24 protein-coding genes are annotated in these 25,030 nt (G+C 53.1%); 18 read left to right on the forward strand and 6 right to left on the reverse strand.

Annotated features, from left to right (window positions below):
• Positions 1 to 35 precede the first annotated feature (35 nt).
• Positions 36 to 3,278: a ribonuclease E gene (rne, locus tag ABOC97_RS13755; RefSeq protein WP_349598548.1), complete on the reverse strand. Its 3,243-nt coding sequence runs from the start codon at positions 3,276 to 3,278 to the stop codon at positions 36 to 38.
• 676 nt (positions 3,279 to 3,954) lie between these two features.
• Between rne and rluC the strand changes: the two genes are divergently transcribed.
• Positions 3,955 to 4,908: a 23S rRNA pseudouridine(955/2504/2580) synthase RluC gene (rluC, locus tag ABOC97_RS13760; protein ID WP_349598550.1), complete on the forward strand. Its 954-nt coding sequence runs from the start codon at positions 3,955 to 3,957 to the stop codon at positions 4,906 to 4,908.
• A gap of 40 nt (positions 4,909 to 4,948) precedes the next feature.
• Here the strand turns inward: rluC and ABOC97_RS13765 are convergent, their stop codons facing one another.
• The 3 genes from ABOC97_RS13765 to ABOC97_RS13775 form a co-directional block, all read right to left on the reverse strand.
• Positions 4,949 to 6,181, reverse strand: a complete 1,233-nt coding sequence (locus tag ABOC97_RS13765) for an MFS transporter (protein ID WP_349598553.1) — start codon at positions 6,179 to 6,181, stop codon at positions 4,949 to 4,951.
• Positions 6,182 to 6,286: 105 nt separating this feature from the next.
• Positions 6,287 to 7,402 (reverse strand): dienelactone hydrolase family protein, encoded by a 1,116-nt coding sequence (locus ABOC97_RS13770; protein ID WP_459253825.1) that lies wholly within the window; start codon positions 7,400 to 7,402, stop codon positions 6,287 to 6,289.
• Positions 7,403 to 7,593: 191 nt separating this feature from the next.
• The gene (locus tag ABOC97_RS13775; protein WP_349598559.1) at positions 7,594 to 8,178 is read right to left on the reverse strand and encodes a Maf family protein; all 585 of its coding nucleotides are present in this window, start codon (positions 8,176 to 8,178) and stop codon (positions 7,594 to 7,596) included.
• Between the two features lie 142 nt (positions 8,179 to 8,320).
• Between ABOC97_RS13775 and yceD the strand changes: the two genes are divergently transcribed.
• The 14 genes from yceD (at position 8,321) to ptsG (ending at position 20,838) form a co-directional block, all read left to right on the forward strand.
• Complete coding sequence (gene yceD, locus ABOC97_RS13780; RefSeq protein WP_234503984.1) at positions 8,321 to 8,842, forward strand: 23S rRNA accumulation protein YceD; 522 nt, start codon at positions 8,321 to 8,323, stop codon at positions 8,840 to 8,842.
• Between the two features lie 16 nt (positions 8,843 to 8,858).
• Complete coding sequence (rpmF, locus tag ABOC97_RS13785; protein WP_052284447.1) at positions 8,859 to 9,029, forward strand: 50S ribosomal protein L32; 171 nt, start codon at positions 8,859 to 8,861, stop codon at positions 9,027 to 9,029.
• 121 nt (positions 9,030 to 9,150) lie between these two features.
• Positions 9,151 to 10,209 carry a phosphate acyltransferase PlsX gene (gene plsX, locus ABOC97_RS13790; RefSeq protein WP_234503985.1) on the forward strand — a complete coding sequence of 353 codons (1,059 nt, stop codon included), beginning with the start codon at positions 9,151 to 9,153 and terminating at the stop codon, positions 10,207 to 10,209.
• Positions 10,210 to 10,268: 59 nt separating this feature from the next.
• Positions 10,269 to 11,222, forward strand: coding sequence for a beta-ketoacyl-ACP synthase III (locus ABOC97_RS13795; protein WP_349598564.1), 954 nt, complete (start codon positions 10,269 to 10,271; stop codon positions 11,220 to 11,222).
• Positions 11,223 to 11,238: 16 nt separating this feature from the next.
• Positions 11,239 to 12,168 (forward strand): ACP S-malonyltransferase, encoded by a 930-nt coding sequence (gene fabD / locus ABOC97_RS13800; protein WP_349598567.1) that lies wholly within the window; start codon positions 11,239 to 11,241, stop codon positions 12,166 to 12,168.
• 11 nt (positions 12,169 to 12,179) lie between these two features.
• Positions 12,180 to 12,914, forward strand: a complete 735-nt coding sequence (gene fabG, locus ABOC97_RS13805; protein WP_052284451.1) for a 3-oxoacyl-ACP reductase FabG — start codon at positions 12,180 to 12,182, stop codon at positions 12,912 to 12,914.
• A gap of 209 nt (positions 12,915 to 13,123) precedes the next feature.
• The gene (acpP, locus tag ABOC97_RS13810; RefSeq protein ID WP_000103754.1) at positions 13,124 to 13,360 is read left to right on the forward strand and encodes an acyl carrier protein; all 237 of its coding nucleotides are present in this window, start codon (positions 13,124 to 13,126) and stop codon (positions 13,358 to 13,360) included.
• 88 nt (positions 13,361 to 13,448) lie between these two features.
• Positions 13,449 to 14,690 (forward strand): beta-ketoacyl-ACP synthase II, encoded by a 1,242-nt coding sequence (gene fabF / locus ABOC97_RS13815; RefSeq protein WP_349598570.1) that lies wholly within the window; start codon positions 13,449 to 13,451, stop codon positions 14,688 to 14,690.
• Between the two features lie 142 nt (positions 14,691 to 14,832).
• Positions 14,833 to 15,642, forward strand: a complete 810-nt coding sequence (pabC, locus tag ABOC97_RS13820) for an aminodeoxychorismate lyase (protein ID WP_349598573.1) — start codon at positions 14,833 to 14,835, stop codon at positions 15,640 to 15,642.
• 1 nt (position 15,643) lies between these two features.
• Positions 15,644 to 16,666, forward strand: a complete 1,023-nt coding sequence (gene yceG / locus ABOC97_RS13825; protein ID WP_349598576.1) for a cell division protein YceG — start codon at positions 15,644 to 15,646, stop codon at positions 16,664 to 16,666.
• On the forward strand, positions 16,656 to 17,297 hold the full coding sequence (tmk, locus tag ABOC97_RS13830) for a dTMP kinase (protein ID WP_349598579.1): 642 nt from the start codon (positions 16,656 to 16,658) through the stop codon (positions 17,295 to 17,297). The genes yceG and tmk overlap by 11 nt, the downstream gene beginning before the upstream one ends.
• Entirely contained in the window at positions 17,294 to 18,298 is a 1,005-nt protein-coding gene (gene holB, locus ABOC97_RS13835; protein ID WP_349598582.1) for a DNA polymerase III subunit delta', read from the forward strand. The genes tmk and holB overlap by 4 nt, the downstream gene beginning before the upstream one ends.
• Positions 18,299 to 18,308: 10 nt before the next feature.
• Positions 18,309 to 19,103, forward strand: a complete 795-nt coding sequence (locus ABOC97_RS13840) for a metal-dependent hydrolase (protein WP_349598584.1) — start codon at positions 18,309 to 18,311, stop codon at positions 19,101 to 19,103.
• A gap of 301 nt (positions 19,104 to 19,404) precedes the next feature.
• On the forward strand, positions 19,405 to 20,838 hold the full coding sequence (gene ptsG, locus ABOC97_RS13845) for a PTS glucose transporter subunit IIBC (protein WP_349598587.1): 1,434 nt from the start codon (positions 19,405 to 19,407) through the stop codon (positions 20,836 to 20,838).
• Between the two features lie 72 nt (positions 20,839 to 20,910).
• Here the strand turns inward: ptsG and ABOC97_RS13850 are convergent, their stop codons facing one another.
• Positions 20,911 to 22,335: an MFS transporter gene (locus tag ABOC97_RS13850; protein WP_349598590.1), complete on the reverse strand. Its 1,425-nt coding sequence runs from the start codon at positions 22,333 to 22,335 to the stop codon at positions 20,911 to 20,913.
• A 209-nt stretch (positions 22,336 to 22,544) separates the two neighbouring features.
• Here ABOC97_RS13850 and azuC point away from each other — a divergent pair, with 209 nt between their 5' ends.
• Both azuC and ABOC97_RS13860 read left to right on the forward strand, forming a co-directional pair.
• Entirely contained in the window at positions 22,545 to 22,634 is a 90-nt protein-coding gene (gene azuC / locus ABOC97_RS13855) for a stress response protein AzuC (protein WP_015963980.1), read from the forward strand.
• Between the two features lie 81 nt (positions 22,635 to 22,715).
• On the forward strand, positions 22,716 to 22,967 hold the full coding sequence (locus tag ABOC97_RS13860) for a DUF2766 family protein (protein ID WP_234508918.1): 252 nt from the start codon (positions 22,716 to 22,718) through the stop codon (positions 22,965 to 22,967).
• 69 nt (positions 22,968 to 23,036) lie between these two features.
• Here ABOC97_RS13860 and ABOC97_RS13865 read toward each other — a convergent pair whose 3' ends face one another.
• A complete protein-coding gene (locus ABOC97_RS13865; RefSeq protein ID WP_349598594.1) occupies positions 23,037 to 23,540 on the reverse strand; it encodes a non-heme ferritin-like protein in 504 nt (167 codons plus the stop codon).
• Between the two features lie 631 nt (positions 23,541 to 24,171).
• Here ABOC97_RS13865 and ABOC97_RS13870 point away from each other — a divergent pair.
• Positions 24,172 to 24,729 (forward strand): DJ-1/PfpI family protein, encoded by a 558-nt coding sequence (locus ABOC97_RS13870; protein WP_349598597.1) that lies wholly within the window; start codon positions 24,172 to 24,174, stop codon positions 24,727 to 24,729.
• Positions 24,730 to 25,030: the final 301 nt, after the last annotated feature.

The raw sequence follows: 25,030 nt of genomic DNA on the forward strand, positions 1-25,030 counted from the left end.
CACTGAGGGCCGATTTTTATCACGCTAAGTTCGGATTATTCAGCCGATTGCGGGCGCGTTGGTTCAGCCGTTGCTGAATGCGTTGCGCTATGACCGCCTGCGGAGCCTTTACCTTCGAAGCCGAAGGACGGGCGAACCCATTCGCTGTGACGCGGCGCTTCTGGCACGTAGTCTGGCGCTGGGGCACGAGTCATTGGCGCTGTCGCATGGCTAACAGCAACGGTAGCCACTACCGGCTCAGCAACCACTGGTTTTGGCGCAGCAGGCGCTGCAACCACTGGAGCCTGGGCCACAGGTTCTTCAACCACTGGCGCTTCAACGACAGGAGCTGGCGCAACCGGCGCTTCAACCACCGGAGCGGCTGCAACGACTGGCTCGATGGCGACAGGAGCTTCAACGTTGGTTTCTGCAACCTCTGCTTTCGCTTCGACAGCTTCAACGGCCTGCTCTGGCGCTTCAACCGGAGCTGGAGCTTCTACCTGAGCGACTGGCGCAGTTTGTTCAACAACAGCAGCGACAGGCTCTGCAGCCACTTCTGGCGCAACGATTTCCGCTGGCTGTACTGGCGCTTCAACGGCTACCGGCTCGGCGGCAACAATCGGTGCAACAGTTTGCTCAACGTTCTCAACCGCGACTGGCTGTTCAATCACTTCCTGCTCAACCGGCGCATCAACAACTGCTTGATCATGCACTGGTGCAATCGGATAGCGGATCCACACTTTACCGGAAGCCATTTCTGGCGACGCACAGGCGACGGTCAGCGGCATCGGAGATTGGGTCGGATAACGCTCATCGCGGTAACGACGACGACGCTGGCCGCTTACACGCAGATGGCGCGGAGAACGACGTGAACGACGAGGCATACCGTTGTTGTCACGCGCTTCACCGTTGTCATCTTGCTCAGCATGAGCTGGCGCATCAACTACGGCTGGCAGGTCAACTTTCGCCAGTGCAGTACGCGGTGCTTCCTGCTGCGGTTCATCTTCAGCGATGAATTCACGAGCAGCGGTCTGCTCTGCGGTTTCAATACGCACTTTCTGCGACAGCTGACGCGGTTTGCGGCGCGGCATATTTTGCACGCGATCTTCCGGCGCAACTTCCTGAGCAACAACGGCTTCTTCGCGATTCAGCGGTTTCGCTTCCTGCTGCGCCTGACGTTTATCATCATTGCGGCGACGATTACGTTCGCGGCGTGGCTGCTGCTCGTCACGGGACTTCGCTTTGTCGCTGTCATCAACAACGGCAGCGGCCTGCTGGCGGTTTTCACGCGCTTCGGACGACTGCTGTGGCTTCTCACGGCGATTACGACGGTTGTCTTCACGGCTTTCGCGATTTTCACGCGGCTCACGGCCTTCAGCATTCTCGTTACGATCGCTGCGGTCGTTACGATCATTGCGGTCGTTACGACGGTCATTACGGTCGTTGCGATCATTACGGTCGCGACGGTTGTTCTGACGCGGCTTACGACGATCCTGCTGGCGATCCGTTTTCGTTTCCTGCTGTTTTTCCGGCTGAGCTTCAACCGGCGCCTCTGGAGCACCTGCAAACAGGTTTTTCAGCGCAGCAAAGAAGCGGGAAATCAGACCTGGTGCGGCAGGGGCAGCAGCAACGGCGGCTTTCGCTTTCGGTGCAGCAGCGGCTGAACTTTCCGCAGCCGGAGCCGGTGGAATTTCCGGCATGACGAAGGTTGCCAGTGCAGGCTGTTCAGGCATTTTACGCTCGGCGACTTCTTCATCGACCGGCAGTGCCATCTCTTCTTCATGCAGTTTAGGCAGCAGATAGCTCAGCGTGGTGGTCTCTTCGCCTTTACGCACGCGCAGTACGGAGTAGTGCGGCGTTTCCATCTGATCGTTTGGCACGATGATGCAGCGCACGTCGGTCTGACGGGATTCAATGGCGGTTACCGCTGCACGTTTTTCGTTCAACAGGTAAGAGGCGATTGGTACTGGAACAATCGCGTGAACCTCTTTGGTGTTCTCTTTCAGCGCTTCTTCTTCAATCAGACGCAGAATGGAGAGCGACAGCGATTCGTTGTCACGCACGGTACCGGTGCCGGAGCAACGCGGGCAGACGTGGTGGCTGGATTCACCCAGCGATGGGCTCAGACGCTGACGTGACATCTCCAGCAGGCCAAATCGGGAGATATGGCTAATCTGGATACGCGCACGGTCCTGGCGTACCGCTTCACGCAGACGGTTTTCAACCGCGCGCTGGTGGCGTACCGGGGTCATGTCGATGAAGTCGATAACGATCAGGCCACCGAGGTCACGCAGACGCAGCTGACGGGCGATTTCATCGGCCGCTTCAAGGTTGGTGTTGAACGCTGTTTCTTCGATGTCGCCGCCGCGGGTTGCGCGAGCGGAGTTGATATCGATGGCGGTCAGGGCTTCGGTGCTGTCGATAACGATAGAACCACCGGACGGCAGGCGAACTTCACGCTGGAAGGCGGATTCGATCTGCGATTCAATCTGGTAGTGGCTGAACAGCGGGATTTCACCGGTGTACAGTTTGATTTTGCTGCTGAAATCCGGACGACCCAGCGCAGAAATGTGCTGACGCGCCATTTCCATCACTTTCGGATTATCAATCAGGATTTCGCCAATGTCCTGGCGCAGGTAGTCGCGGAAGGCGCGAACGATAACGTTGCTTTCCTGGTGAATCAGGAACGGTGCAGGGCGGCTTTCAGCGGCTTTCTGGATAGCTTCCCAGTGCTTCATGCGGAAGCTTAAATCCCACTGTAACGCTTCGGCGGATTTACCCACGCCTGCGGTACGTACGATTAAGCCCATGCCGTCCGGCAGTTCAAGACTGGCCAGAGCTTCTTTCAGTTCGGTACGGTCGTCACCTTCGATACGACGAGAGATACCGCCCGCACGCGGGTTGTTTGGCATCAGTACCAGGTAACTGCCCGCGAGGCTGATAAAGGTGGTCAGCGCAGCGCCTTTATTGCCGCGCTCTTCTTTATCAATCTGGACGATAACTTCCTGACCTTCGCGCAGCACGTCTTTGATGTTTGGACGGCCATGCGAGTTGTAATTAGCTGGGAAGTATTCGCGAGCGATTTCTTTGAGGGGGAGGAAACCATGACGCTCGGCGCCGTAATCAACAAATGCGGCTTCGAGACTTGGTTCAATACGGGTAATTTTGCCTTTGTAGATGTTCGCTTTTTTCTGTTCGTGTCCTGGGCTTTCAATATCCAGATCGTACAGACGCTGCCCATCAACAAGGGCGACACGCAACTCTTCCTGCTGAGTTGCGTTGATTAACATTCTTTTCATCGTAACTTACTCATTATTCTTACATTGACGACTAAGCTGCGAGCAGAGTATTGCCTTTCCGGGGTAAACCGATGGCCTCGTGACTATTCACGTCGCCAACCTCACGGTTGTCGCTCGTTTAAGAGGCGCAGAGTGTCGGTAGCCTGTGTTTCAAACGGAACCACAGCGCAATTATTTGGGGAACAACCTGGGATAACTCTCCAGAGAAGATTCCATTTATACTCGTCATCTTTTAGAGGCTAGAGGTCTTAGCATCTTACTTGCGTAAGCACGGATGTTTCCCGTTGCGCTTTCTGTCTATCATCTAAAATTCGTACAGTATATGTACCGGTAAGGACTGCAACCCGCAGCCCGCTAACTGTTTGAGCGATCAATACGTCTTACGCCATTGCTGCGTGGATGATCAAACAAACAAAACTGGTCATTCCGTAAATGTCCTTGTTATTCCAGGTTCAACACGGAAAACGACTTCATTATTCCTTGCTAACCTAGTTATAGCAAGATGACTTTCACCTTTTATCACCCGGTTACTCACAGTTTCTTCACCAGTCCGACGAGATTGTTCTAATAACAAACAACTCGCGGCGTAAAGCACCAGAAGAAAACAGGTCATGCTAAATATAAGCATAGAAAAATGAGTGGCGCTATTGAGCGGGGGTATTTAGAATCGCGCACCATGAAAACTGAGACTCCAACCGTAAAAATGATTGCCATCAGCGCTGATGAAGCCGGGCAACGAATTGACAACTTTTTGCGCACCCAGCTGAAGGGCGTGCCGAAGAGTATGATTTACCGCATCCTGCGTAAAGGCGAAGTGCGGGTGAACAAAAAACGCGTCAAGCCAGAATACAAACTGGAAGATGGCGATCAGGTTCGCGTGCCTCCGGTTCGCGTGGCCGAGCGTGAAGAAGAGGCGGTATCGCCGCATCTGCAGAAGGTGGCCGCGCTGAGTGACGTGATCCTCTATGAAGACGATCATATTCTCGTGCTCAACAAGCCATCGGGCACGGCGGTTCACGGTGGCAGCGGGTTAAGCTTCGGCGTGATTGAAGGGCTGCGTGCTCTGCGTCCGGAAGCGCGCTTCCTTGAGCTGGTTCACCGTCTTGACCGCGATACCTCCGGCGTCCTGCTGGTGGCGAAGAAACGCTCTGCGCTGCGTTCGCTGCATGAGCAACTGCGCGAGAAGGGCATGCAGAAAGATTATCTGGCGCTGGTGCGCGGGCAGTGGCAGTCGCACGTGAAAAGCGTCCAGGCACCTCTGCTGAAAAATATTCTGCAGAGCGGCGAACGTATTGTGCGAGTGAGCCAGGAAGGCAAACCGTCGGAAACCCGCTTTAAGGTGGAAGAGCGGTATGAGCACGCCACGCTGGTTCGCTGTAGCCCAGTGACCGGACGTACCCACCAGATCCGCGTGCATACGCTGCATGCCGGTCATCCTATCGCGTTCGACGATCGCTACGGCGACCATGAGTTCGACAAGCAGCTGGCAGGCACTGGGCTCAATCGCCTGTTCCTGCATGCCGCCGCGCTTAAGTTTACCCATCCGGGAACCGGCGAGGTGATGCGTGTCGAAGCGCCAATGGATAACGTTCTCAAACGTTGCTTGCAGGTGCTGCGTAACCAAAAATAAAAAAAGCGGGCTATGCCCGCTTTTTTTACGCCATCGTATTTTATGCCATTTCGCGCAGGCGCACGGCCACGCTTTTCTCTTTGATGGGTAAATTCACCAGCGCGGCCAGCAGCGCCAGCACGATATCTGCATACCACACCCACGTCAGGCTCCCTTCGTATTGCATCGCCACGCCGCCAAGCCATGCCCCGAAGAAGGCACCAATCTGATGGGTAAAGAGCGTAAAGCCAAACAGCGTTGCCAGATAGCGCGTACCAAACAGCTTACCGATGATCCCAGCGGTTGGTGGCACCGTAGCGAGCCAGGTAAAACCAATGGCGCAGGCGAAGATGTAGAAGGCGGTTTCTGATTTTGACGACAGCAGGAATAGGACAATCATCACCGCGCGGGAAGCGTACAGCACCGCCAGGATGTACTTCATCGGATAATGCTTGCCGAGGAAGCCTGCCGCGATACTTCCCGCGATATTGCACAGCCCAATCAGCGACAGGCTGATGGCGGGTACCGTTGCATCATGGCCACACAGTGCGGCTTCCGAGGGCAGGTGAGTTGTCAGAAACGCCACATGAAAACCACAGGTCATAAAACCGGCGTGTAGTAGCAGGTAGCTGGGATTACGAAAGGCAAGGGCAATCTGTTGCTTTAAGCCGCTATCTTCTGCGACGTGTTCAACGGGCGCGTGGGTCTGACGTTTATCGCCCCGGCACAGTAACCATGACGGAAATATCGTTGCCAGCGCCGCTGCCGCCAAAAAAAAGAGGCCTGAGGCCATACCGCGTAGGCCAATAATAATCTGCACCAGCGGAGCAAAGATAAACTGTCCGACGGAACCACCGGCATTGATGAGACCGCTGGCCATTGACCCTTTATCAGTTGGTAACCGGCTAGCGACCACGCCAATCAGCACGGAAAAACTTCCCGCCGCCGCACCTGCGGGGCTAAGCAGCCCCTGCGCCAGGGTTAAAGGTAAAAACGAAGCTGCCCACAAGGTGCCCAATTGACCGAGAGCAATCATCAACGCCCCGAGCACCAGCACGCTGAACGCGCCGCGCTTATCCGCCCATGCGCCAAATAGCGGCTGGAAGGCACCCCACATGAGCTGGCCAATCGCTAGCGCCATACTGATTTCGGCGATGCTCATGGACGTTTCCATTACGATGGGATGAATGAACAGCCCGACGGTCTGGCGAATACCCATGGTGATCATCAGGATAACGCTGGCGAGGGTTATGGGGATCCAAAGTTTTGAAGACGAAGGCGATGAGGTGCTCATGGAGCACTCCTGTGGTCATGATTATTGATGGCAAGAGAGTACTGAGGAAGGCATGAAAAATCTATCGGGGTCAGCCCGCCAGGAGGGCGGGCTGATGCTGAATTGTTAAGGTTTCAGCCATTTATCCAGCCACGGGAACACTTCATCCTGCTGTTGGCGGTAAAACACGTGGCCCAGTTCTGGCCAGCTCTTGGTGACCAGCATATCGTCGGCTTTTTGTGAGGCCCAAACCTTACGCACTTTCGCGAAGGCATCGCTAACCGCCTGTGCGGGGAACAGCTTGTCCTGCCCACCGCTAAAAATCAGCATCGGTTTTGGCGCGGCGATGCTGGCGGTATCCGGGATATCCATCTTCGCGGGCATGCCTGGATGCAGCATGTAGAACGCGGATTGACCGCGCAGGACGTTGTTGCCCGGCGTCATCAGACCTTCATAGGTGCCAAACCACGAAATCACGGCGGTAGCCGCCACCTTATCGGAGAGTGCCGCCAGTTGCCATGCGCGGAAGCCGCCCATTGAGAAACCGAGTACGCCGATACGCAGTGGGTCAACGCCTTTCAATGACGCCATAAAATCGACCGTGCGCATATCTTCGTAGGCCACTTCACCCGCCAGCGAACGCCCAAGGTTGAAGTAGTTACTGGCGAGCGCCTGCTGCTGCTCGTAGACCATCGGCCCACGGTCACCCCAGCCAGGGCTGTCGATCGCGATGACCGTATACCCGCGTTTTGCCAGCTCATCACCAATAAAGCGCCCGCTAAAGAATTTATCCGCCCACGCTTGCGCGCTGGCGAGTTGTTCGGCGTTGCCCCAGGGGCGAATCAGTTTTTCTTTACCAATGTCGAATTTAGAACCGTGATCGTGCAGCAGAACGATTGCCGGATGTGGGCCTGGCGTTTTAGGCGTGAGCATTAAAGCCGCGATACGATTGTCATCAGTAATATTCAGCGCCAGCTTTTCGGCGGTATAGCTACCGCGATCTTCACTGGCGATTATCTGCGTAGCAAACGGTTTGTGGGAGTCTGGCGTGAGCAGCGATTGGCGTAATTGCTGACGTGCATGCTGCTGCCAGGCATGGAAATCGGAATTGTGCCCAGAAAGCCAGGAGTCAGGATAGGTCATTTGGCTTTTCAGCTGTTGCCAGCTTGCCGGGAGATTGCTTTCTACCACGCCCTGATGCTGCCAGCTGTCGGCGGCATAACTTTGTGCCGCGGCTATCATTGCCAGCATAAATAATATCTTACCTTTGCCACGCATTCTCACCCCTTAAATCAAAACAATGTTTCAATATTGAGTAAGGGATTTTAACGGTGATGGAAAAACAAACTGTGATCGCGGAAGGAATAAGCAATATTTTTAAGAATTGCCTGACGCCAGAGCGTTGCATCAGGCAATAAAAGGTGGGACAAAGGCTAATCTAACAGCGGGTTAAACTCCTCGCGTCGCAGCATTTTGCACAGCGCAATTAGCGGCAGCCCAACCAACGTATTCGGGTCACGTCCTTCAAGGCGGTCAAACAGCGCAATGCCTAAGCATTCGCTTTTGAAGCTACCGGCACAGTTCAGCGGGCTCTCTTTGCGGATGTAAACGTTGATTTCCTGCTCGCTCAGATGGCGGAAATGGACGTCAAACGGTTCACATTCCGTCTGTAACTGCCCATTTGCCGAATTATACAGCGCCAGCCCGGTATAAAATGTCACCACATTGCCACTGGCCTTTTTTAATTGCTGGCGGGCATTTTCTGCAGTGTGCGGTTTGCCGGTTATTTCACCATCCAGCACACAAACTTGATCGGAACCAATAATCAGATGGTTTGGATAACGCGCCGCCAGCGTCTGGGCTTTGGCCTGGGCCAGACGCAGCACCAGACTGCGCGGTGTTTCGCCGGGCAACGGCAGTTCGTCAACCTCAGGTGCGGCGCACTCAAACGGCAGGCCAAGCTTGTCTAATAGCATTTTGCGGTAGGGTGAAGTGGAGGCAAGAATCAATTCAGGCATAATTTTTCAAATAGAGTGTAGCGAATTAGATTCCGACATTTTAAACTATAGGCCGCAATGTGTGCGAATAATTGGCGAAAGGCAACCTGAGGCTGCCTTTTTCTTTGACTCTATGACGCTACAAAGTTAATATGCGCGCCCTATGCAAAACGTAAAATTACCCCTGACTCTCGATCCGGTTCGTACGGCTCAAAAACGCCTTGATTATGCAGGTATCTATACCCGCGATCTGGTGGAGCGTATCGCCGCGTCTGTAGTCAGTGTGGACACTGATGTGGAATGCGAGATGTCCTTCGCCATCGACAACCAACGTCTCGCGGTTATTACCGGTGATGCGAAGGTGACGGTGTCGCTGGAATGTCAGCGTTGTGGGAAATCGTTTACCCATCATGTACACACAACGTATTGTTTCAGTCCGGTCAAAAATGATGACCAGGTTGAAGCACTCCCGGAAGCGTATGAACCGATTCAGGTTAACGAATTCGGTGAAATCGATCTGCTGGCGTTGGTTGAAGATGAAATCATCCTCTCCTTGCCGGTAGTTCCGGTGCATGATTCTGAACACTGTGAAGTGTCCGAGGCGGACATGGTCTTTGGTGAATTGCCTGAAGAGGCACAGAAGCCAAATCCATTTGCCGTATTAGCCAGCTTAAAGCAAAAGTAATTGAGGAGTAAGGTCCATGGCCGTACAACAGAATAAACCAACCCGTTCCAAACGTGGCATGCGTCGTTCCCATGACGCTCTGACCGCAGCAAACTTGTCCGTTGACAAAACTTCTGGCGAGAAGCACCTGCGTCACCACATCACTGCCGACGGTTTCTACCGTGGCCGTAAGGTCATCGCTAAGTAATCACGCGACGCTCAAGGCTTTCGCACTGCGTGTGAAGGCCGAAGAGTTCAAGCGTGGTGAAGCTTAGTGAGGAATTTCCCCGGGTAACTGGGGAAACACCAAACCGAGCGGCGACGATACCTTGACACGTCTAACCCTGGCGTTAGATGTCATGGGGGGCGATTTTGGTCCTTCTGTGACAGTGCCTGCAGCATTGCAGGCACTGGATTCTAATTCGCAACTCTCACTTCTTTTAGTCGGCAATCCCGACGACATTACACCATTACTCGCCAAAGCTGACTTTGAACAACGTTCGCGTTTGCAGATAATCCCTGCCCAGTCGGTTATTGCCAGTGATGAACGGCCATCGCATGCTATTCGCCACAGTCGCGGAAGCTCAATGCGCGTGGCGCTAGAAATGGTAAAAGAAGGGCGGGCCGAGGCCTGTGTCAGCGCAGGAAATACCGGCGCGTTGATGGGGCTAGCAAAATTACTGCTCAAACCCATCGCGGGGATTGAGCGTCCGGCGCTGGTGACGGTTCTACCGCATCAGCAAAAGGGCAAAACGGTAGTGCTGGATCTCGGCGCTAACGTGGATTGTGACAGTACCATGCTGGTGCAGTTTGCCGTCATGGGGTCGGTGATGGCAGAGGATGTACTCGGGATTGCAAACCCTCGCGTCGCGCTGCTCAACATCGGCGAAGAAGAGATTAAAGGGCACGATAGTATTCGTGATGCCTCATTAGTGTTAAAAACAATCTCTTCCCTCAACTATATCGGCTATCTTGAAGCCAATGAACTGTTGACGGGTAAGACCGATGTTCTGGTTTGTGATGGCTTTACAGGTAACGTCACCTTAAAGACGATGGAAGGGGTTGTCAGAGTCTTCCTTTCGCTGCTGAAATCACAGAGCGAAGGTAAAAAACGGTCGTGGTGGCTGATTTTATTAAAGCGTTGGTTACAAAAAAGCCTGACAAGGCGATTCAGTCACCTCAACCCCGACCAGTATAATGGCGCCTGTCTGTTAGGATTGCGCGGCACGGTGATAAAGAGTCATGGTGCAGCCAATCAGCGAGCGTTCGCGATCGCGATTGAACAGGCAGTGCAGGCAGTGCAGCGACAAGTTCCGCAGAGAATTGCCGCTCGCCTGGAATCCGTATACCCCGCAGGATTTGACACACTGGAAACCGGCAAACAATAAAGCCGGCTTCGCAGCGGTCGAGTAGTGCGGCTATATTAGCGAAAAGTGACTGAGCGTACATGCATACGAAGATTATTGGTACCGGCAGCTATCTGCCTGAGCAGGTGCGGACTAACGCCGATCTGGAAAAAATGGTTGATACGTCTGACGAATGGATTGTTAGCCGTACAGGTATCCGCGAACGTCGTATCGCTGGCCCTGATGAATCCGTGTCTACGCTGGGTTATGAAGCGGCCAAACGTGCGCTGGAGATGGCTGGCATCGACGCTAGCGAGCTGGGGCTTATCGTGGTGGCAACCACTTCCGCGACCCATGCGTTTCCAAGCGCGGCCTGCCAGATTCAGGACATGCTGGGCGTAAAAGGCGCACCGGCGTTTGATATTGCTGCAGCGTGTGCGGGCTTTACCTACGCGCTGAGCGTTGCCGACCAGTACGTGAAGTCTGGCGCGGTCAAATATGCGCTGGTGATTGGTGCTGATACGCTGGCACGTACCTGCGATCCAACCGATCGCGGCACGATCATTATTTTCGGCGACGGCGCAGGTGCAGTAGTTCTTGGTGCATCTGAAGAGCAGGGAATTATCTCTACCCATCTGCACGCTGACGGTAGCTACGGCAAACTGCTGACGCTGCCAAACGCCGATCGCGTTAACCCGGACAATTCCATCTACCTGACGATGGCCGGTAACGAAGTCTTTAAAGTGGCGGTTACTGAGCTGGCGCACATCGTTGATGAAACGCTGGCGGCCAATAATATGGACCGTTCTGAACTGGACTGGCTGGTGCCACACCAGGCGAACTTACGTATTATCAGCGCGACCGCGAAGAAACTCGGTATGTCGATGGACAACGTGGTGGTGACGCTTGATCGTCACGGTAACACCTCCGCTGCTTCCGTACCGTGCGCCTTTGACGAAGCCGTCCGCGATGGCCGCATTAAACGCGGTCAGCTGGTGCTGCTGGAAGCTTTCGGTGGTGGTTTCACCTGGGGCTCTGCGCTGGTTCGTTTCTAAGTACAAGGATAAAAAAATGACGCAATTCGCTTTTGTGTTCCCGGGACAGGGTTCTCAAGCGGTAGGGATGTTGTCTGAACTGGCAGCGACCTATCCGGTTATTGAAGAAACTTTTCATGAAGCTTCGGCTGCTCTGGGCTACGATCTGTGGGCATTGACCCAGCAGGGCCCGGCGGAAGAACTGAACAAAACCTGGCAAACTCAGCCAGCGCTGCTGACGGCTTCCGTTGCGCTGTTCCGTTTGTGGCAACAGCAGGGTGGCAAAGCGCCAGCGCTGCTGGCTGGCCATAGCCTTGGCGAATACTCTGCGCTGGTTTGCGCAGGCGTGATCCCATTTGCTGACGCGGTACGCCTGGTTGAAATGCGTGGCAAGTTCATGCAGGAAGCGGTACCAGAAGGCACCGGCGGCATGTCCGCAATCATCGGTCTTGACGATGCATCCATCGCCAAAGCTTGCGAAGAGTCTGCCGAAGGGCAGGTTGTTTCTCCGGTTAACTTCAACTCTCCGGGCCAGGTGGTTATCGCCGGTCACAAAGAAGCGGTTGAACGCGCGGGCGCTGCCTGTAAAGCTGCGGGCGCTAAGCGTGCGCTGCCGCTGCCGGTAAGCGTGCCGTCCCACTGTGCGCTGATGAAGCCTGCGGCGGAAAAACTGGCCGCTGAGCTGCAAAAAATCACCTTTAGCGCACCGACTATTTCAGTGGTAAATAACGTCGATGTGAAGTGCGAAACCGACGCAAACGCGATTCGCGATGCGCTGGTTCGTCAGCTGTACAGCCCGGTTCAGTGGACCAAAACCGTTGAGTTTATGGCATCCCAGGGCGTAGAGCACCTGTATGAAGTTGGCCCGGGTAAAGTTCTGACCGGTCTGACCAAACGTATTGTTGATACCCTGACAGCATCGGCGATTAACGAGCCAACTGCGCTGTCAGCGGCACTTGCGCAATAAAAGAGGACAGCATGAGCTTTGAAGGTAAAATTGCACTAGTAACCGGTGCAAGCCGCGGTATTGGCCGCGCAATCGCTGAAACACTGGCCGCTCGCGGCGCAAAAGTTATCGGCACTGCGACCAGCGAAAGCGGCGCGCAGGCAATCAGCGATTATCTGGGTGCGAATGGTAAGGGTCTGATGTTGAATGTGACCGACCCAGCATCTATTGAAACTGTTCTGGAAAAAATTCGTGCGGAATTTGGCGAAGTCGACATTCTGGTCAACAATGCCGGGATTACTCGTGATAACCTGTTAATGCGCATGAAAGATGATGAGTGGAACGATATTATCGAAACCAACCTGTCATCTGTTTTCCGTCTGTCAAAAGCGGTAATGCGCGCTATGATGAAAAAGCGTCATGGGCGTATTATCACTGTCGGTTCTGTGGTTGGTACCATGGGAAATGCGGGTCAGGCTAACTACGCTGCGGCGAAAGCGGGTCTGATCGGCTTCAGTAAATCTCTGGCGCGTGAAATTGCGTCACGCGGTATTACTGTAAACGTTGTTGCTCCGGGCTTTATTGAAACGGACATGACGCGTGCGCTGACTGATGAGCAGCGTGCGGGTACTCTGGCGGCTGTGCCTGCGGGGCGCCTCGGCTCTCCGAATGAAATCGCTAACGCGGTTGCATTTTTGGCCTCCGATGAAGCAAGTTACATCACTGGTGAAACGTTGCACGTGAACGGCGGGATGTATATGGTCTGACCGTGTTTTGCACAAAGTGCTCAGACAACGGGCAATCTACGTATGTCTGAGTATGATTAGTGCAAAATGATTTGCGTTATGAGGGCAAAAACCCGCAAAATAGCGTAAAATCGTGGTATGACCTGCCGGGATTTAGTTGCAAATTTTTCAACATTTTATACACTACGAAAACCATCGCGAAAGCGAGTTTTGATAGGAAATTTAAGAGTATGAGCACTATCGAAGAACGCGTTAAGAAAATCATCGGCGAACAGCTGGGCGTTAAGCAGGAAGAAGTGACCAACAATGCTTCCTTCGTTGAAGACCTGGGCGCAGATTCTCTTGACACCGTTGAGCTGGTAATGGCTCTGGAAGAAGAGTTTGATACTGAGATTCCGGACGAAGAAGCTGAGAAAATTACTACTGTTCAGGCTGCCATTGATTACATCAACGGTCACCAGGCGTAAGTGAACATCTCCAGGCGGTCATTCGACCGCCTGAGTTTTATCTTTTTGTCCCACAAGTATCTATTTTATCCCTCCCTGGAGGACAAACGTGTCTAAGCGTCGTGTAGTTGTGACCGGACTGGGCATGTTGTCTCCTGTCGGCAATACCGTAGAGTCTACCTGGAAAGCTCTCCTTGCCGGTCAGAGTGGCATCAGCCTGATCGACCATTTCGATACTAGCGCCTATGCAACCAAATTTGCTGGCTTAGTAAAGGATTTTAACTGTGATGACATTATCTCGCGCAAAGAACAGCGCAAGATGGATGCCTTCATTCAATATGGAATTGTTGCAGGCTGGCAGGCCATGCAGGATTCTGGCCTCGAGATTACGGAAGAGAACGCTCACCGTATTGGCGCCGCTATCGGCTCCGGTATTGGCGGTCTCGGTCTTATCGAAGAAAACCATACCTCTTTGGTAAACGGTGGCCCGCGTAAGATTAGCCCGTTCTTCGTTCCATCAACGATTGTTAACATGGTGGCAGGTCACTTGACCATCATGTTCGGTTTGCGTGGTCCAAGCATCTCTATCGCAACCGCATGTACTTCCGGTGTGCACAACATCGGACAGGCTGCGCGTATTATCGCTTATGGTGATGCGGATGCCATGGTTGCCGGTGGTGCAGAAAAAGCCAGTACCCCGCTGGGCGTGGGTGGCTTTGGTGCCGCACGTGCGCTGTCTACGCGTAACGATAATCCTCAGGCGGCAAGCCGTCCGTGGGATAAAGAGCGTGATGGCTTCGTACTGGGCGACGGTGCAGGCATGGTTGTACTGGAAGAGTACGAACACGCGAAAAAACGCGGCGCGAAAATTTATGCAGAAGTCGTTGGCTTCGGCATGAGTAGCGATGCGTACCACATGACCTCACCACCGGAAAACGGTGCGGGTGCTGCGCTGGCGATGGTTAATGCCATTCGCGATGCTGGTATTGAAGCGGGCCAGATTGGCTACGTGAATGCCCACGGCACCTCAACGCCTGCTGGCGACAAAGCAGAAACACAGGCCGTTAAGTCTGTTTTCGGCGACGCCGCAAGCCGCGTGATGGTCAGTTCCACCAAGTCAATGACCGGCCACCTGCTGGGTGCTGCGGGTGCAGTAGAATCTATCTACTCTATCCTGGCCCTGCGCGATCAGGTCGTCCCGCCAACCATCAACCTGGATAACCCGGATGAAGGTTGTGATCTGGACTTTGTACCTCATGAAGCGCGTCAGGTTAGCGGCCTGGAGTACACCCTGTGTAACTCCTTCGGCTTTGGTGGTACCAACGGTTCACTGATCTTTAAAAAGATCTGAGCCTGATTATCTGGTCGCCTTGATGTGGTCAGATAACGAAAAGATTAAGGCCCGCTTGTCGGGCCTTTTTTTATTCGGCTTTCTCTGCTTGTTCAACGGGTTCCATCTTGCGAAACTACCCGACCATCGATAAGGAGCCGCTATGTTCTTAATTAATGGCCTTGAACAAAATACCCTCGCGGTCACTGACCGTGCAACGCAGTTTGGCGACGGCAGTTTTACCACCGCTCGCATTGTCGAGGGGAGGGTACAGCAACTGGCCGCGCATATCGGCCGTCTACAGCTGGCCTGCGAGCGCCTCTCTATTGCTTTTAGCGACTGGCAGATTCTGGCCCAGGAGATGTCTGCGCTGGCAAGTGAACAGCGCGACGGCGTGCTTAAAGTGATTATCAGCCGTGGACCCGGCGGGCGCGGCTATAGCGGCAGCGCCTGTGCTTCACCCACGCGAATTCTCTCTACCTCGGCGACACCAGCCCACTATACTCACTGGAAGGCTACCGGGGTTACGCTCGCGCTCAGCCCGGTAACGCTGGGGCGTAATCCGTACCTCGCAGGAATTAAGCATCTCAATCGCCTTGAACAGGTGCTAATTCGTACTCATCTTGAGCAGACGGATGCCGATGAGGCCCTTGTTCTTGACAGCGACGGGTGGCTTACGGAATGCTGTGCCGCTAATTTATTCTGGCGCTGTGGACAAGAAGTGTACACGCCGCGCCTCGATAGCGCCGGAGTGAACGGCATTATGCGCCAGTTTATTATGGCGACGCTGGCACGCTCGCCGTATCGCGTTGTCGAAGTCAACGCACCGCTGGCGGCGATAAGCCAGGCGGATGAAGTTCTGATGTGTAACGCGCTGATGCCGGTTATTCCAGTGCAGCGCTATGCGGAGCAGCAGTGGCCTGCCCGCGAACTCTACCAATTTTTAGCCCCACTTTGTGAGTCGTCTGATTAGCATGAAGAAAATGTTACGCTTTGTCCTGTTAGTGTTGGTTGTCCTCGGCGTTGCCGCCGGTGTGGGCATGTGGAAGGTTCGACAGCTGGCGGACAGTGCGCTGCTGATTAAAGACGAAACCATCTTTACGCTGAAGCCTGGCACCGGACGTCTGGCGCTAGGCGACCAGCTCTACGCGGAGAAGGTGCTGAACCGCCCGCGTGTTTTCCAGTGGTTACTGCGCCTTGAGCCTGAGCTTTCGCACTTTAAGGCCGGGACCTACCGTATCACGCCGCAAATGACCGTCCGCGAAATGCTACAACTGATGGCCAGCGGTAAAGAAGCACAGTTCCCGCTGCGTTTTGTCGAAGGGATGCGCTTGAGCGACTATCTCAAACAGCTGCGCGAATCACCGTACATTAAACACACACTGAGCGACGATACCTACGCCACGGTGGCGCAGGCGCTGAAGCTGGACAACCCTGAATGGGTAGAAGGCTGGTTCTGGCCTGACACCTGGATGTATACCGCGAACACCAGCGATGTGGCTATTCTCAAGCGTGCGCACCAGAAAATGGTCGCCCAGGTCGATAAAATCTGGGACGGGCGAGCAGATAATCTGCCGTACCACGATAAAAACCAGCTCGTTACCATGGCGTCGATTATCGAAAAAGAGACGGCGGTAGCCGAAGAGCGTGACCGTGTTGCCTCGGTATTTATCAACCGTCTGCGGATTGGCATGCGCCTGCAAACCGACCCGACCGTCATCTACGGGATGGGCGAAAGCTACAATGGCAAACTCTCGCGTAAAGACCTTGAGACGCCAACCGCGTATAATACCTACACTATTGCCGGCATGCCGCCGGGTGCCATTGCCAATCCGGGTGAAGCGTCGCTGAATGCTGCCGCGCATCCGGCGAAAACGCCGTATCTCTATTTTGTGGCGGACGGCAAAGGTGGACATACATTTAATACCAATCTTGCGAGCCATAACCGGTCGGTGCAGGATTACCTGAAAGTGCTAAAGGATAAAAATGCGCAGTAATTACATCGTCATTGAAGGACTGGAAGGAGCGGGTAAAACCACCGCGCGGGATGTTGTCGTCGAAACGCTGCGTGAGCTGGGCATCAACGACCTGCTGTTTACCCGTGAACCGGGCGGCACCGTGTTGGCTGAGAAGCTGCGTAGCCTGGTGCTGGATATTAAGTCGGTTGGCGATGAAGTGATTACCGATAAAGCGGAAGTCCTGATGTTTTACGCCGCACGCGTGCAGTTGGTGGATAGCGTTATCAAACCGGCGCTGGCCAAAGGCCAATGGGTTATCGGCGATCGCCACGATCTGTCGACTCAGGCGTATCAGGGCGGTGGACGTGGTATTGACCGCCAGATGCTGGCTACACTGCGTGATGCGGTGCTGGGTAATTTCCGTCCCAACCTGACGATTTATCTCGACGTGACGCCGGAAGTCGGTCTGAAACGCGCCCGTGCGCGCGGCGACCTGGACCGCATTGAACAAGAATCGCTGAACTTCTTCAATCGTACCCGTGCGCGTTATCTCGAACTGGCAGCGGCCGATGACAGCATTATCACCATCGATGCCACCCAGTCGCTGGAGAAAGTGATGAGCGATATCCGCGCGGCGGTGACTGCGTGGGTTGCGGAGCAGCAGGCATGAAATGGTATCCGTGGTTACGCCCACCGTTTGAACAGCTTACCGCAAGCTATCAGGCCGGACGGGGTCACCACGCGCTGCTGATTCAGGCGCGTGCGGGTATGGGCGCAGATTCGCTCGCTTACGCCATTACCCGCCTGTTGATGTGTCATTCCCCTGACGGTCAGAAAAGCTGCGGCAAGTGCCATAGCTGCCAACTAATGCAGGCGGGGACGCACCCCGATTACTACGCGCTGCAGCCGGAAAAAGGCAAAAGTACTCTGGGTATTGATGCGGTGCGCAGCGTCAGTGAAAAGCTGTACGAGCACGCCCGCCTGGGCGGCGCGAAGGTTGTATGGATTGCCGACGCGACGCAGCTCACCGAGGCCGCCGCGAATGCGTTATTAAAAACGCTGGAAGAGCCGCCAAAAAATACCTGGTTCATACTCGCCTGCGAAGAGCCTGCTCGTTTGCTGGCGACTATGCGCAGCCGCTGCCGTCTTTATCATCTGGCCCCGCCGAGCGAGCAGTATGCGCTGGCGTGGCTGGAGCGAGAAATCTCCGCTTCACGCGATACGCTGCTGACCGCGCTGCGCCTTTGCGATCATGCACCCGCGGCGGCGCTGGAACTGCTGGCGCAGGAGACCTGGTCTGCCCGCGACAAATTGTGCCAGGCCCTGAGCGGCAGCGTAAACAGCGGTGACTGGCTGGCGCTTTTACCAGCGTTGAACCATGATTCCGTGGTGCAACGCCTGCACTGGTTATCCTCGCTCCTGCTTGATGCCTTGAAACAGCAACAGCGCATTAGCCAACTGACCAATGCCGACAATCTGGCGCTGGTCAATCAACTGGCCCATTCGCTGTCGGCCTCGCGTCTACAGGCTATCGTCGCTGATGCTTGCGTCTGCCGCGAACAGTTGTTAAGCGTCACCGGGCTGAACCGCGAATTAATCCTCACCGAGCGCCTGCTGCGCTGGGAACAGTATTTGCAACCTGGCGCAATATTGCCAGTATCTCACTTCTAAGAGAGACACCATGTTTTTAGTCGACTCCCACTGCCATCTCGATGGCCTTGATTATCAATCCCTGCATAAAGACGTAGACGACGTGATGGCGAAAGCCGCCGCGCGCGACGTTCGTTTCGCGCTGGCGGTTGCCACCACTTTACCCGGCTATCGCCAGATGCGTGAGCTGGTAGGGGAGCGCCCGGAAGTGGTGTTCTCCTGCGGTGTTCATCCGCTCAATCAGGATGAAGCGTACGATGTGGAAGATCTGCGTCGTATGGCGGCGGAAGAGGGCGTCGTCGCGATGGGTGAGACCGGGCTGGATTACTTCTACACACCGGAAACCAAAACCCAGCAGCAGCTGTCGTTCCGTCAGCATATCCAGATTGGCCGCGAGCTGAATAAGCCGGTGATTGTGCATACTCGCGATGCGCGCGCCGATACGCTGGATATCCTGCGTGAAGAAGGAGTGATGGATTGCGGCGGTGTACTACACTGTTTCACTGAAGACACGGAGACTGCGGGTAAGCTGCTGGATATGGGCTTTTATATCTCATTTTCCGGGATTGTGACCTTCCGCAATGCGGAGCAACTGCGTGAGGCCGCGCGGTATGTCCCATTGGACAGACTGTTGGTTGAAACCGATTCTCCTTATCTGGCACCGGTGCCACATCGCGGCAAAGAGAACCAGCCGGCGATGGTGCGCGACGTTGCTGAATATATGGCGGTACTCAAGGGTGTGAGCGTTGAACAGCTGGCGCAGCAGACAACGGATAACTTCGCCAGACTCTTCCATATCGATCCCGCCCGCCTGCAATCTTGCTGATTTTATAGCTTATTTTAATGCTCGTAATTAATGGTTAAAGCGAGTACAGTTCACCGCCGTAAAAGTGGCGGTGAATGTTAATCCTGCAACATGAAGACATGCTTTATGTAAAGAAGATTAAATTTTTCAGCCATAGCTCTTTGAAACGTGATAGCCGTCAAACAAAAACGGAGTGAATTATTTTACTCTGTGTAATAAATAAAGGGCGCTTTAGATGCCCTGACCCCTGGTGAGTCTCTCCCCACTCACTAATGCGTGAAAACGTAGATAAAAGTACAAATACTCAGGAGCACTCCTAATTATGTTTAAGAATGCATTTGCTAACCTGCAGAAGGTCGGTAAATCGCTGATGCTGCCGGTTTCCGTGCTGCCTATCGCAGGTATCCTGCTGGGCGTCGGTTCCGCAAACTTCAGCTGGCTGCCAGCCGTCGTCTCTCATGTTATGGCTGAAGCAGGTGGTTCTGTTTTTGCTAACATGCCACTTATCTTCGCTATCGGTGTTGCATTAGGTTTCACCAATAACGACGGTGTATCCGCACTGGCTTCGGTCGTGGCTTACGGCATCATGGTGAAAACCATGGCTGTGGTTGCGCCGCTGGTACTGCATTTACCGGCTGAAGAGATCGCCGCAAAACACCTGGCTGATACCGGTGTTCTGGGTGGTATCATCGCGGGTGCGATTGCAGCGTACATGTTCAACCGTTTCTACCGCATCAAGCTGCCAGAATACCTAGGCTTCTTTGCCGGTAAACGTTTCGTTCCGATCATTTCTGGTCTGACTGCAATCTTCATGGGTATCGTGCTGTCCTTTATCTGGCCGCCAATCGGTACTGCTATTCAGACCTTCTCTCAGTGGGCCGCGTACCAGAACCCAGTTGTGGCGTTCGGTATCTACGGTTTCATTGAACGTTGCCTGGTACCATTTGGTCTGCACCACATCTGGAACGTTCCTTTCCAGATGCAGATCGGGGAATACACCAACGCAGCGGGTCAGGTCTTCCATGGCGACATCCCTCGCTACATGGCAGGCGACCCAACCGCGGGCAAACTGTCCGGCGGCTTCCTGTTCAAAATGTACGGTCTGCCAGCCGCAGCTATCGCTATCTGGCATTCTGCTAAACCAGAAAACCGCGCGAAAGTGGGCGGTATCATGATCTCCGCAGCGTTGACCTCGTTCCTGACCGGTATTACCGAGCCAATCGAGTTCTCCTTCATGTTCGTTGCGCCGATCCTGTACATCATCCACGCGATTCTGGCAGGTCTGGCATTCCCAATCTGTATTCTGTTGGGTATGCGTGACGGTACTTCGTTCTCTCACGGTCTGATCGACTTTATCGTTCTGTCCGGTAACAGCAGCAAACTGTGGCTGTTCCCGATTGTCGGTATCTGCTATGCGATCGTTTACTACGTTGTTTTCCGCGTGCTGATTAAAGCACTGGATCTGAAAACTCCGGGTCGTGAAGACAACACTGAAGATGCTAAAGCAACTGCAACCAGTGAAATGGCTCCGGCGCTGATTGCAGCCTTCGGTGGTAAAGAAAACATCACTAACCTCGACGCATGTATCACCCGTCTGCGCGTTAGCGTAGCCGATGTAGCGAAAGTGGATCAGGCTGGCCTGAAGAAACTGGGCGCTGCGGGTGTTGTGGTTGCAGGTTCCGGCGTTCAGGCAATTTTCGGTACCAAATCCGATAACCTGAAAACCGAGATGGACGACTATATTCGTAATAACTAAGTTATTCGAAGTCGTAGTATTGGGGAGACTAAGGCAGCCGAAAGGCTGCCTTTTTTATGCGAGGTACCGGGTCTATGCCTTCACTTTCTTCGACACCGAACTGCCGGCATCTCGCGTCAGGTGCAGCGTATCAAACATGCCGATAAGGCAAATCAGCGCGATAAACAGAAAAGCAAGACGGAAGCTGATACCCGGCATAGCGCTTAAATCAAATACTGAACTTATCTTCTCGCCGATACGAATCCCAATTGCTCCCAGCGTAATACCCAACCCGATAGCTAACTGGCTAGCGGTACTGAACAACGTGTTGGCGTAACTCATCTGCGGGGAAGGGACGTCGGCAAAGGCCAGCGTGCTCACCCCGGTAAACTGGATAGAGCGGAATACGCCGCCCAGATACAATATCAGCATAATGGCCCACACCGGCGTCTGTGGCGTCAGGAAGGCACAGGCAACAAGTGCCAGCACATTGAGTGCACCGTTAAGCAACAGCAGACGACGAAAACCGAGCCAACGTATCAGCGGCGTGGTGGCGGGTTTTATCGTCAAATTGCCGACGAAGACCGCCAGTACCAGCAGCCCGGAATGGAATGGGTCCATGCCAAACCCAATCTGGAAGAGCAGCGGTAGCAGGAAGGGGACGGCACTGATCGATGCACGGAAGAGTGAACCGCCGTACATTGTCACCCGGAAGGTAGGGACCTGCAGGGCGTCCATGCGGATCATTGGTGACGGACTACGGCGGAAATGGCGTAGCGCATAATAGAAGGTCGCACCGCCAAGCAACAGCAGCGCAACAACCAGACCTGCCTGCATTTTCTCAGCGCCAAGCAGTTCCATGGCGTAGACCAGACTGACCATCGAAACCGAGGTGGCCAAAAAGCCGGGCAGATCGAAAGGACGACGTTCGTCTTCGCGGATATTTGGAATAATTCGCAGCGCCAGAATGATGGCAATAATTCCCAGCGGGACGTTAATAAAGAAGATCCAACGCCAGTCGGCCACGCTGGTGATAAATCCCCCCAGCGGTGGCCCAATAATCGGGGCGATGAGCGCCGGCCAGGTAAGCGTGGCAATGGCGGTAATTAGCAGATGCTTAGGCGTGGTTCGCAGTACGGCGAGGCGACCAACTGGCACCATAAGTGCACCGCCAACGCCCTGAAGGATACGCATGGCGACAAAGCTGTCGGCGCTGGTGGCGAGCCCGCAAAACACCGAAGAGAGCGTAAAAATAGCCAGCGCGAGGCTGAAGATGGTGCGGGCGCCGAAGCGGTCGGCTATCCAGCCGCTGGCAGGGATCAATACTGCGAGGGTGATCAGGTAGGCGCTGATGCCGATATTCAGATCGACAGCTTCGACGCCGAAGGTCTTCGCCATGTCTGGCAAGGCGGTGGCAATCACCGTCCCATCAAGGAACTCCATAAAGAATGCACCGGCCACAAGCAGCGCCGCAGGGGATACCCCGCGACTCGCCTGGGCCTGGAGAGGCTCACTCATTTTTCTTACCCTATCAAAAAAATACGTAATATTTATAAGTTTTGTAGAGGCTGTAAGTGGTAGATTTCTATAGCAAAATTATCATAAATATAACAATCGCAAAGAAATCGATGTGATTTTCATCACAAATAGGTTGATTTATGTGATGTGTGTCATATTATGTGCCCATAGACAGTAACACCTGCATAACAAAAAACTGGAGTGTCACTATGAAACAGCGCATGCGTAAAATCCTCAAAAGCATGTTTGAAAACTACTGCAAAACTTTCAAAGACGTACCGCCTGGCGCTATGTTCTGATAAAAAAAACCTGCCACGGCAGGTTTTTTTATCTTCTGCAAAAGTAGGTTACTATTACGCTCCGCAAAATAGGAGCAAAAAATGTCCCAGAACCTCACCCCTGACGATGAACTGGTTTCCGATGTGGTTGCCTGTCAGCTCGTTATCAAGCAGATCCTCGACGTTATTGACGTGATCGCTCCGGTTGAAGTGCGCGATAAGATGGCATCACAACTGAAATCGATTAATTTCGCCACCCATCCGGCTGGTGCCGATCCGGTGACGCAGCGGGCGATTCAAAAAGCGATTGCTCTGATTGAGCTGAAGTTTACGCCGCAGGAAGCCGCGCACTAGTCGGTAGGCAGTCTTCAGTATCCTGAAGACTGAACGGTAAGGGCGCTCAAAACGCCCTTGCTGGGTAAATTAATGCTGCTGGTGGGTCATCACGTTCAGCAGGTGCTGGTCAGTTTGCTGGATACACAGACCGGCTTTACGCGCGCTACGGACTTCATCCAGAATCGTCTTCAGTAAGATACCATCCTGTTCCTGCTCTTCTTCCAGCGCGTTCAGGAAGCTCAGGGTACTATCGTCTTGAAGCACTTTCGCTTCCTGGGCGAGTTCCGACAGCGTTGATGTGCGTTGTTCATGATCTTCGATGGTTTTGATGAAAAGATCTTCAAGGGTTGCGCATTTATCTTCGCGGGCAACAAAGGCTTTTACCACCGGATAGGCGCCGGATTTCTTCATGTAATCGAACACACGCATCATTTGCGTTACGCTGGACTGTGCTTGAGCACGTAGAAACGTCGCCGTTCCGTTCAGCCGATGTTCTGAGCACCACTCGCTCAAACGCAAATAATGATTAGATGCATAAAACTCAAGATTCATCTGAGCATTAAGCTTTTGAACCATTCCCAAAACTGCCATATAAATGTCCTTATTACTGGGTAGGAACGATACGCGTGATATCGCATAGTTCTTAATAGCCGCTAACCATGCGCTATTTCCGCGTTTGAGTGTGACTACATATTATCTGCAGTCCTCATGCATGACCGAAATATAGAGTAACTCCGGCTCTAAAAAGAATACTCTTTGAGCGAATGTAAGAAAACTCTTATAGGCCGCTTTTTACGTTTCGTTACAACAGATATTGAAATTGGCTTATTATTCAGTATTTAATATTAATATCGACATAAATAATAGCAATTATAACTGTTCATTATCGCATCCATAAATTTTGTTAATGTATTGGATTGATATTACATCATGTGCACTGAAAAATGTGATCTGTGTCGATAATAATCATTCGACAAACCTATTTGATAGATGTGTTTAGTAATGTTTGATATGAATGATACATTAACAATAATAATTTTAATTTATGTATCGTGTTTTTTTATGAATCAGTAAAATATTGCAGTGACGTTAAATTTGTTTTAGATCATTTTTGATTGCGGCAGGCAAGAGGATTATGTTCACGCTATTTTAGCATGTGCAAAGTTCCCTCCGTTTTGTCATCCTGGGGGGACTATATTGATATGAATTTACAGGAGTTAAAATGAAACAGGTTGCAGTATTGCTAGCCCCTGGTTTTGAGGAAGGGGAAGCGATTGTCACTATCGATATTCTGCGCCGTCTGCATATCGGTGTCGAACTGGTTTCGTGCGCGGAATCTCGTGCGGTTGTGAGCTATCACGACATTCCGATGGTGGCGGACGCAACGCTGGCAGAACGTCTCGATACTCTGTACGACGCGATTGTGCTGCCGGGTGGCCCACAGGGAAGCGTCAATCTGGCGGCAAATCCTGATGTTATTAAATTTGTTGCGGCGCATGATGCGGCCAATAAACTTATTTGCCCAATCTGCTCTGCTGCCGCGCGCGTGTTGGCGGGGAATGATTTGCTTAAAGATCGCCGCTACGTCTGCTCAGGTGATTTATGGCAGGATGTGAAAAATGGCGAATACGTTGATGCACCGGTTGTTGAAGACGGCAATCTGATTAGCGGCAAAGGTTTTGGTCATGTTTTTGATTTTGCATTTACCATTGCGGCACGTTTGTTAGGTAACGAAGACCCGGTACGCGAACACGCCGATCATATTTATTACCGCTGGTAGTCCCTCGTTTGACCTGACGTCCAGGATATTTCAGCGATGAGTGGATATATCCTGGCAACACATTAGCGCGAATTGTCAGACAATTCGCGCTTCTCGATATGTAATTATCTGCTGAATCTATGTATCACTTTACTGTAATTCTGCGGTGTGATGCCGCTCTCTAATGGAAAATCAATTCCGGGCTATTAATGTTTCAACAACGTTAACGCTGTAAGTAAAACAGCTAATACTTTGTTTTATGTCTAATTAAATCGATTGTCTGATTTTCCCTACATAAAAGAACATTAAGGCTGGAGTTAAC

The organism is Kluyvera huaxiensis, from assembly GCF_040149365.1.
GTDB classification, from domain to species: domain Bacteria; phylum Pseudomonadota; class Gammaproteobacteria; order Enterobacterales; family Enterobacteriaceae; genus Kluyvera; species Kluyvera intermedia_A.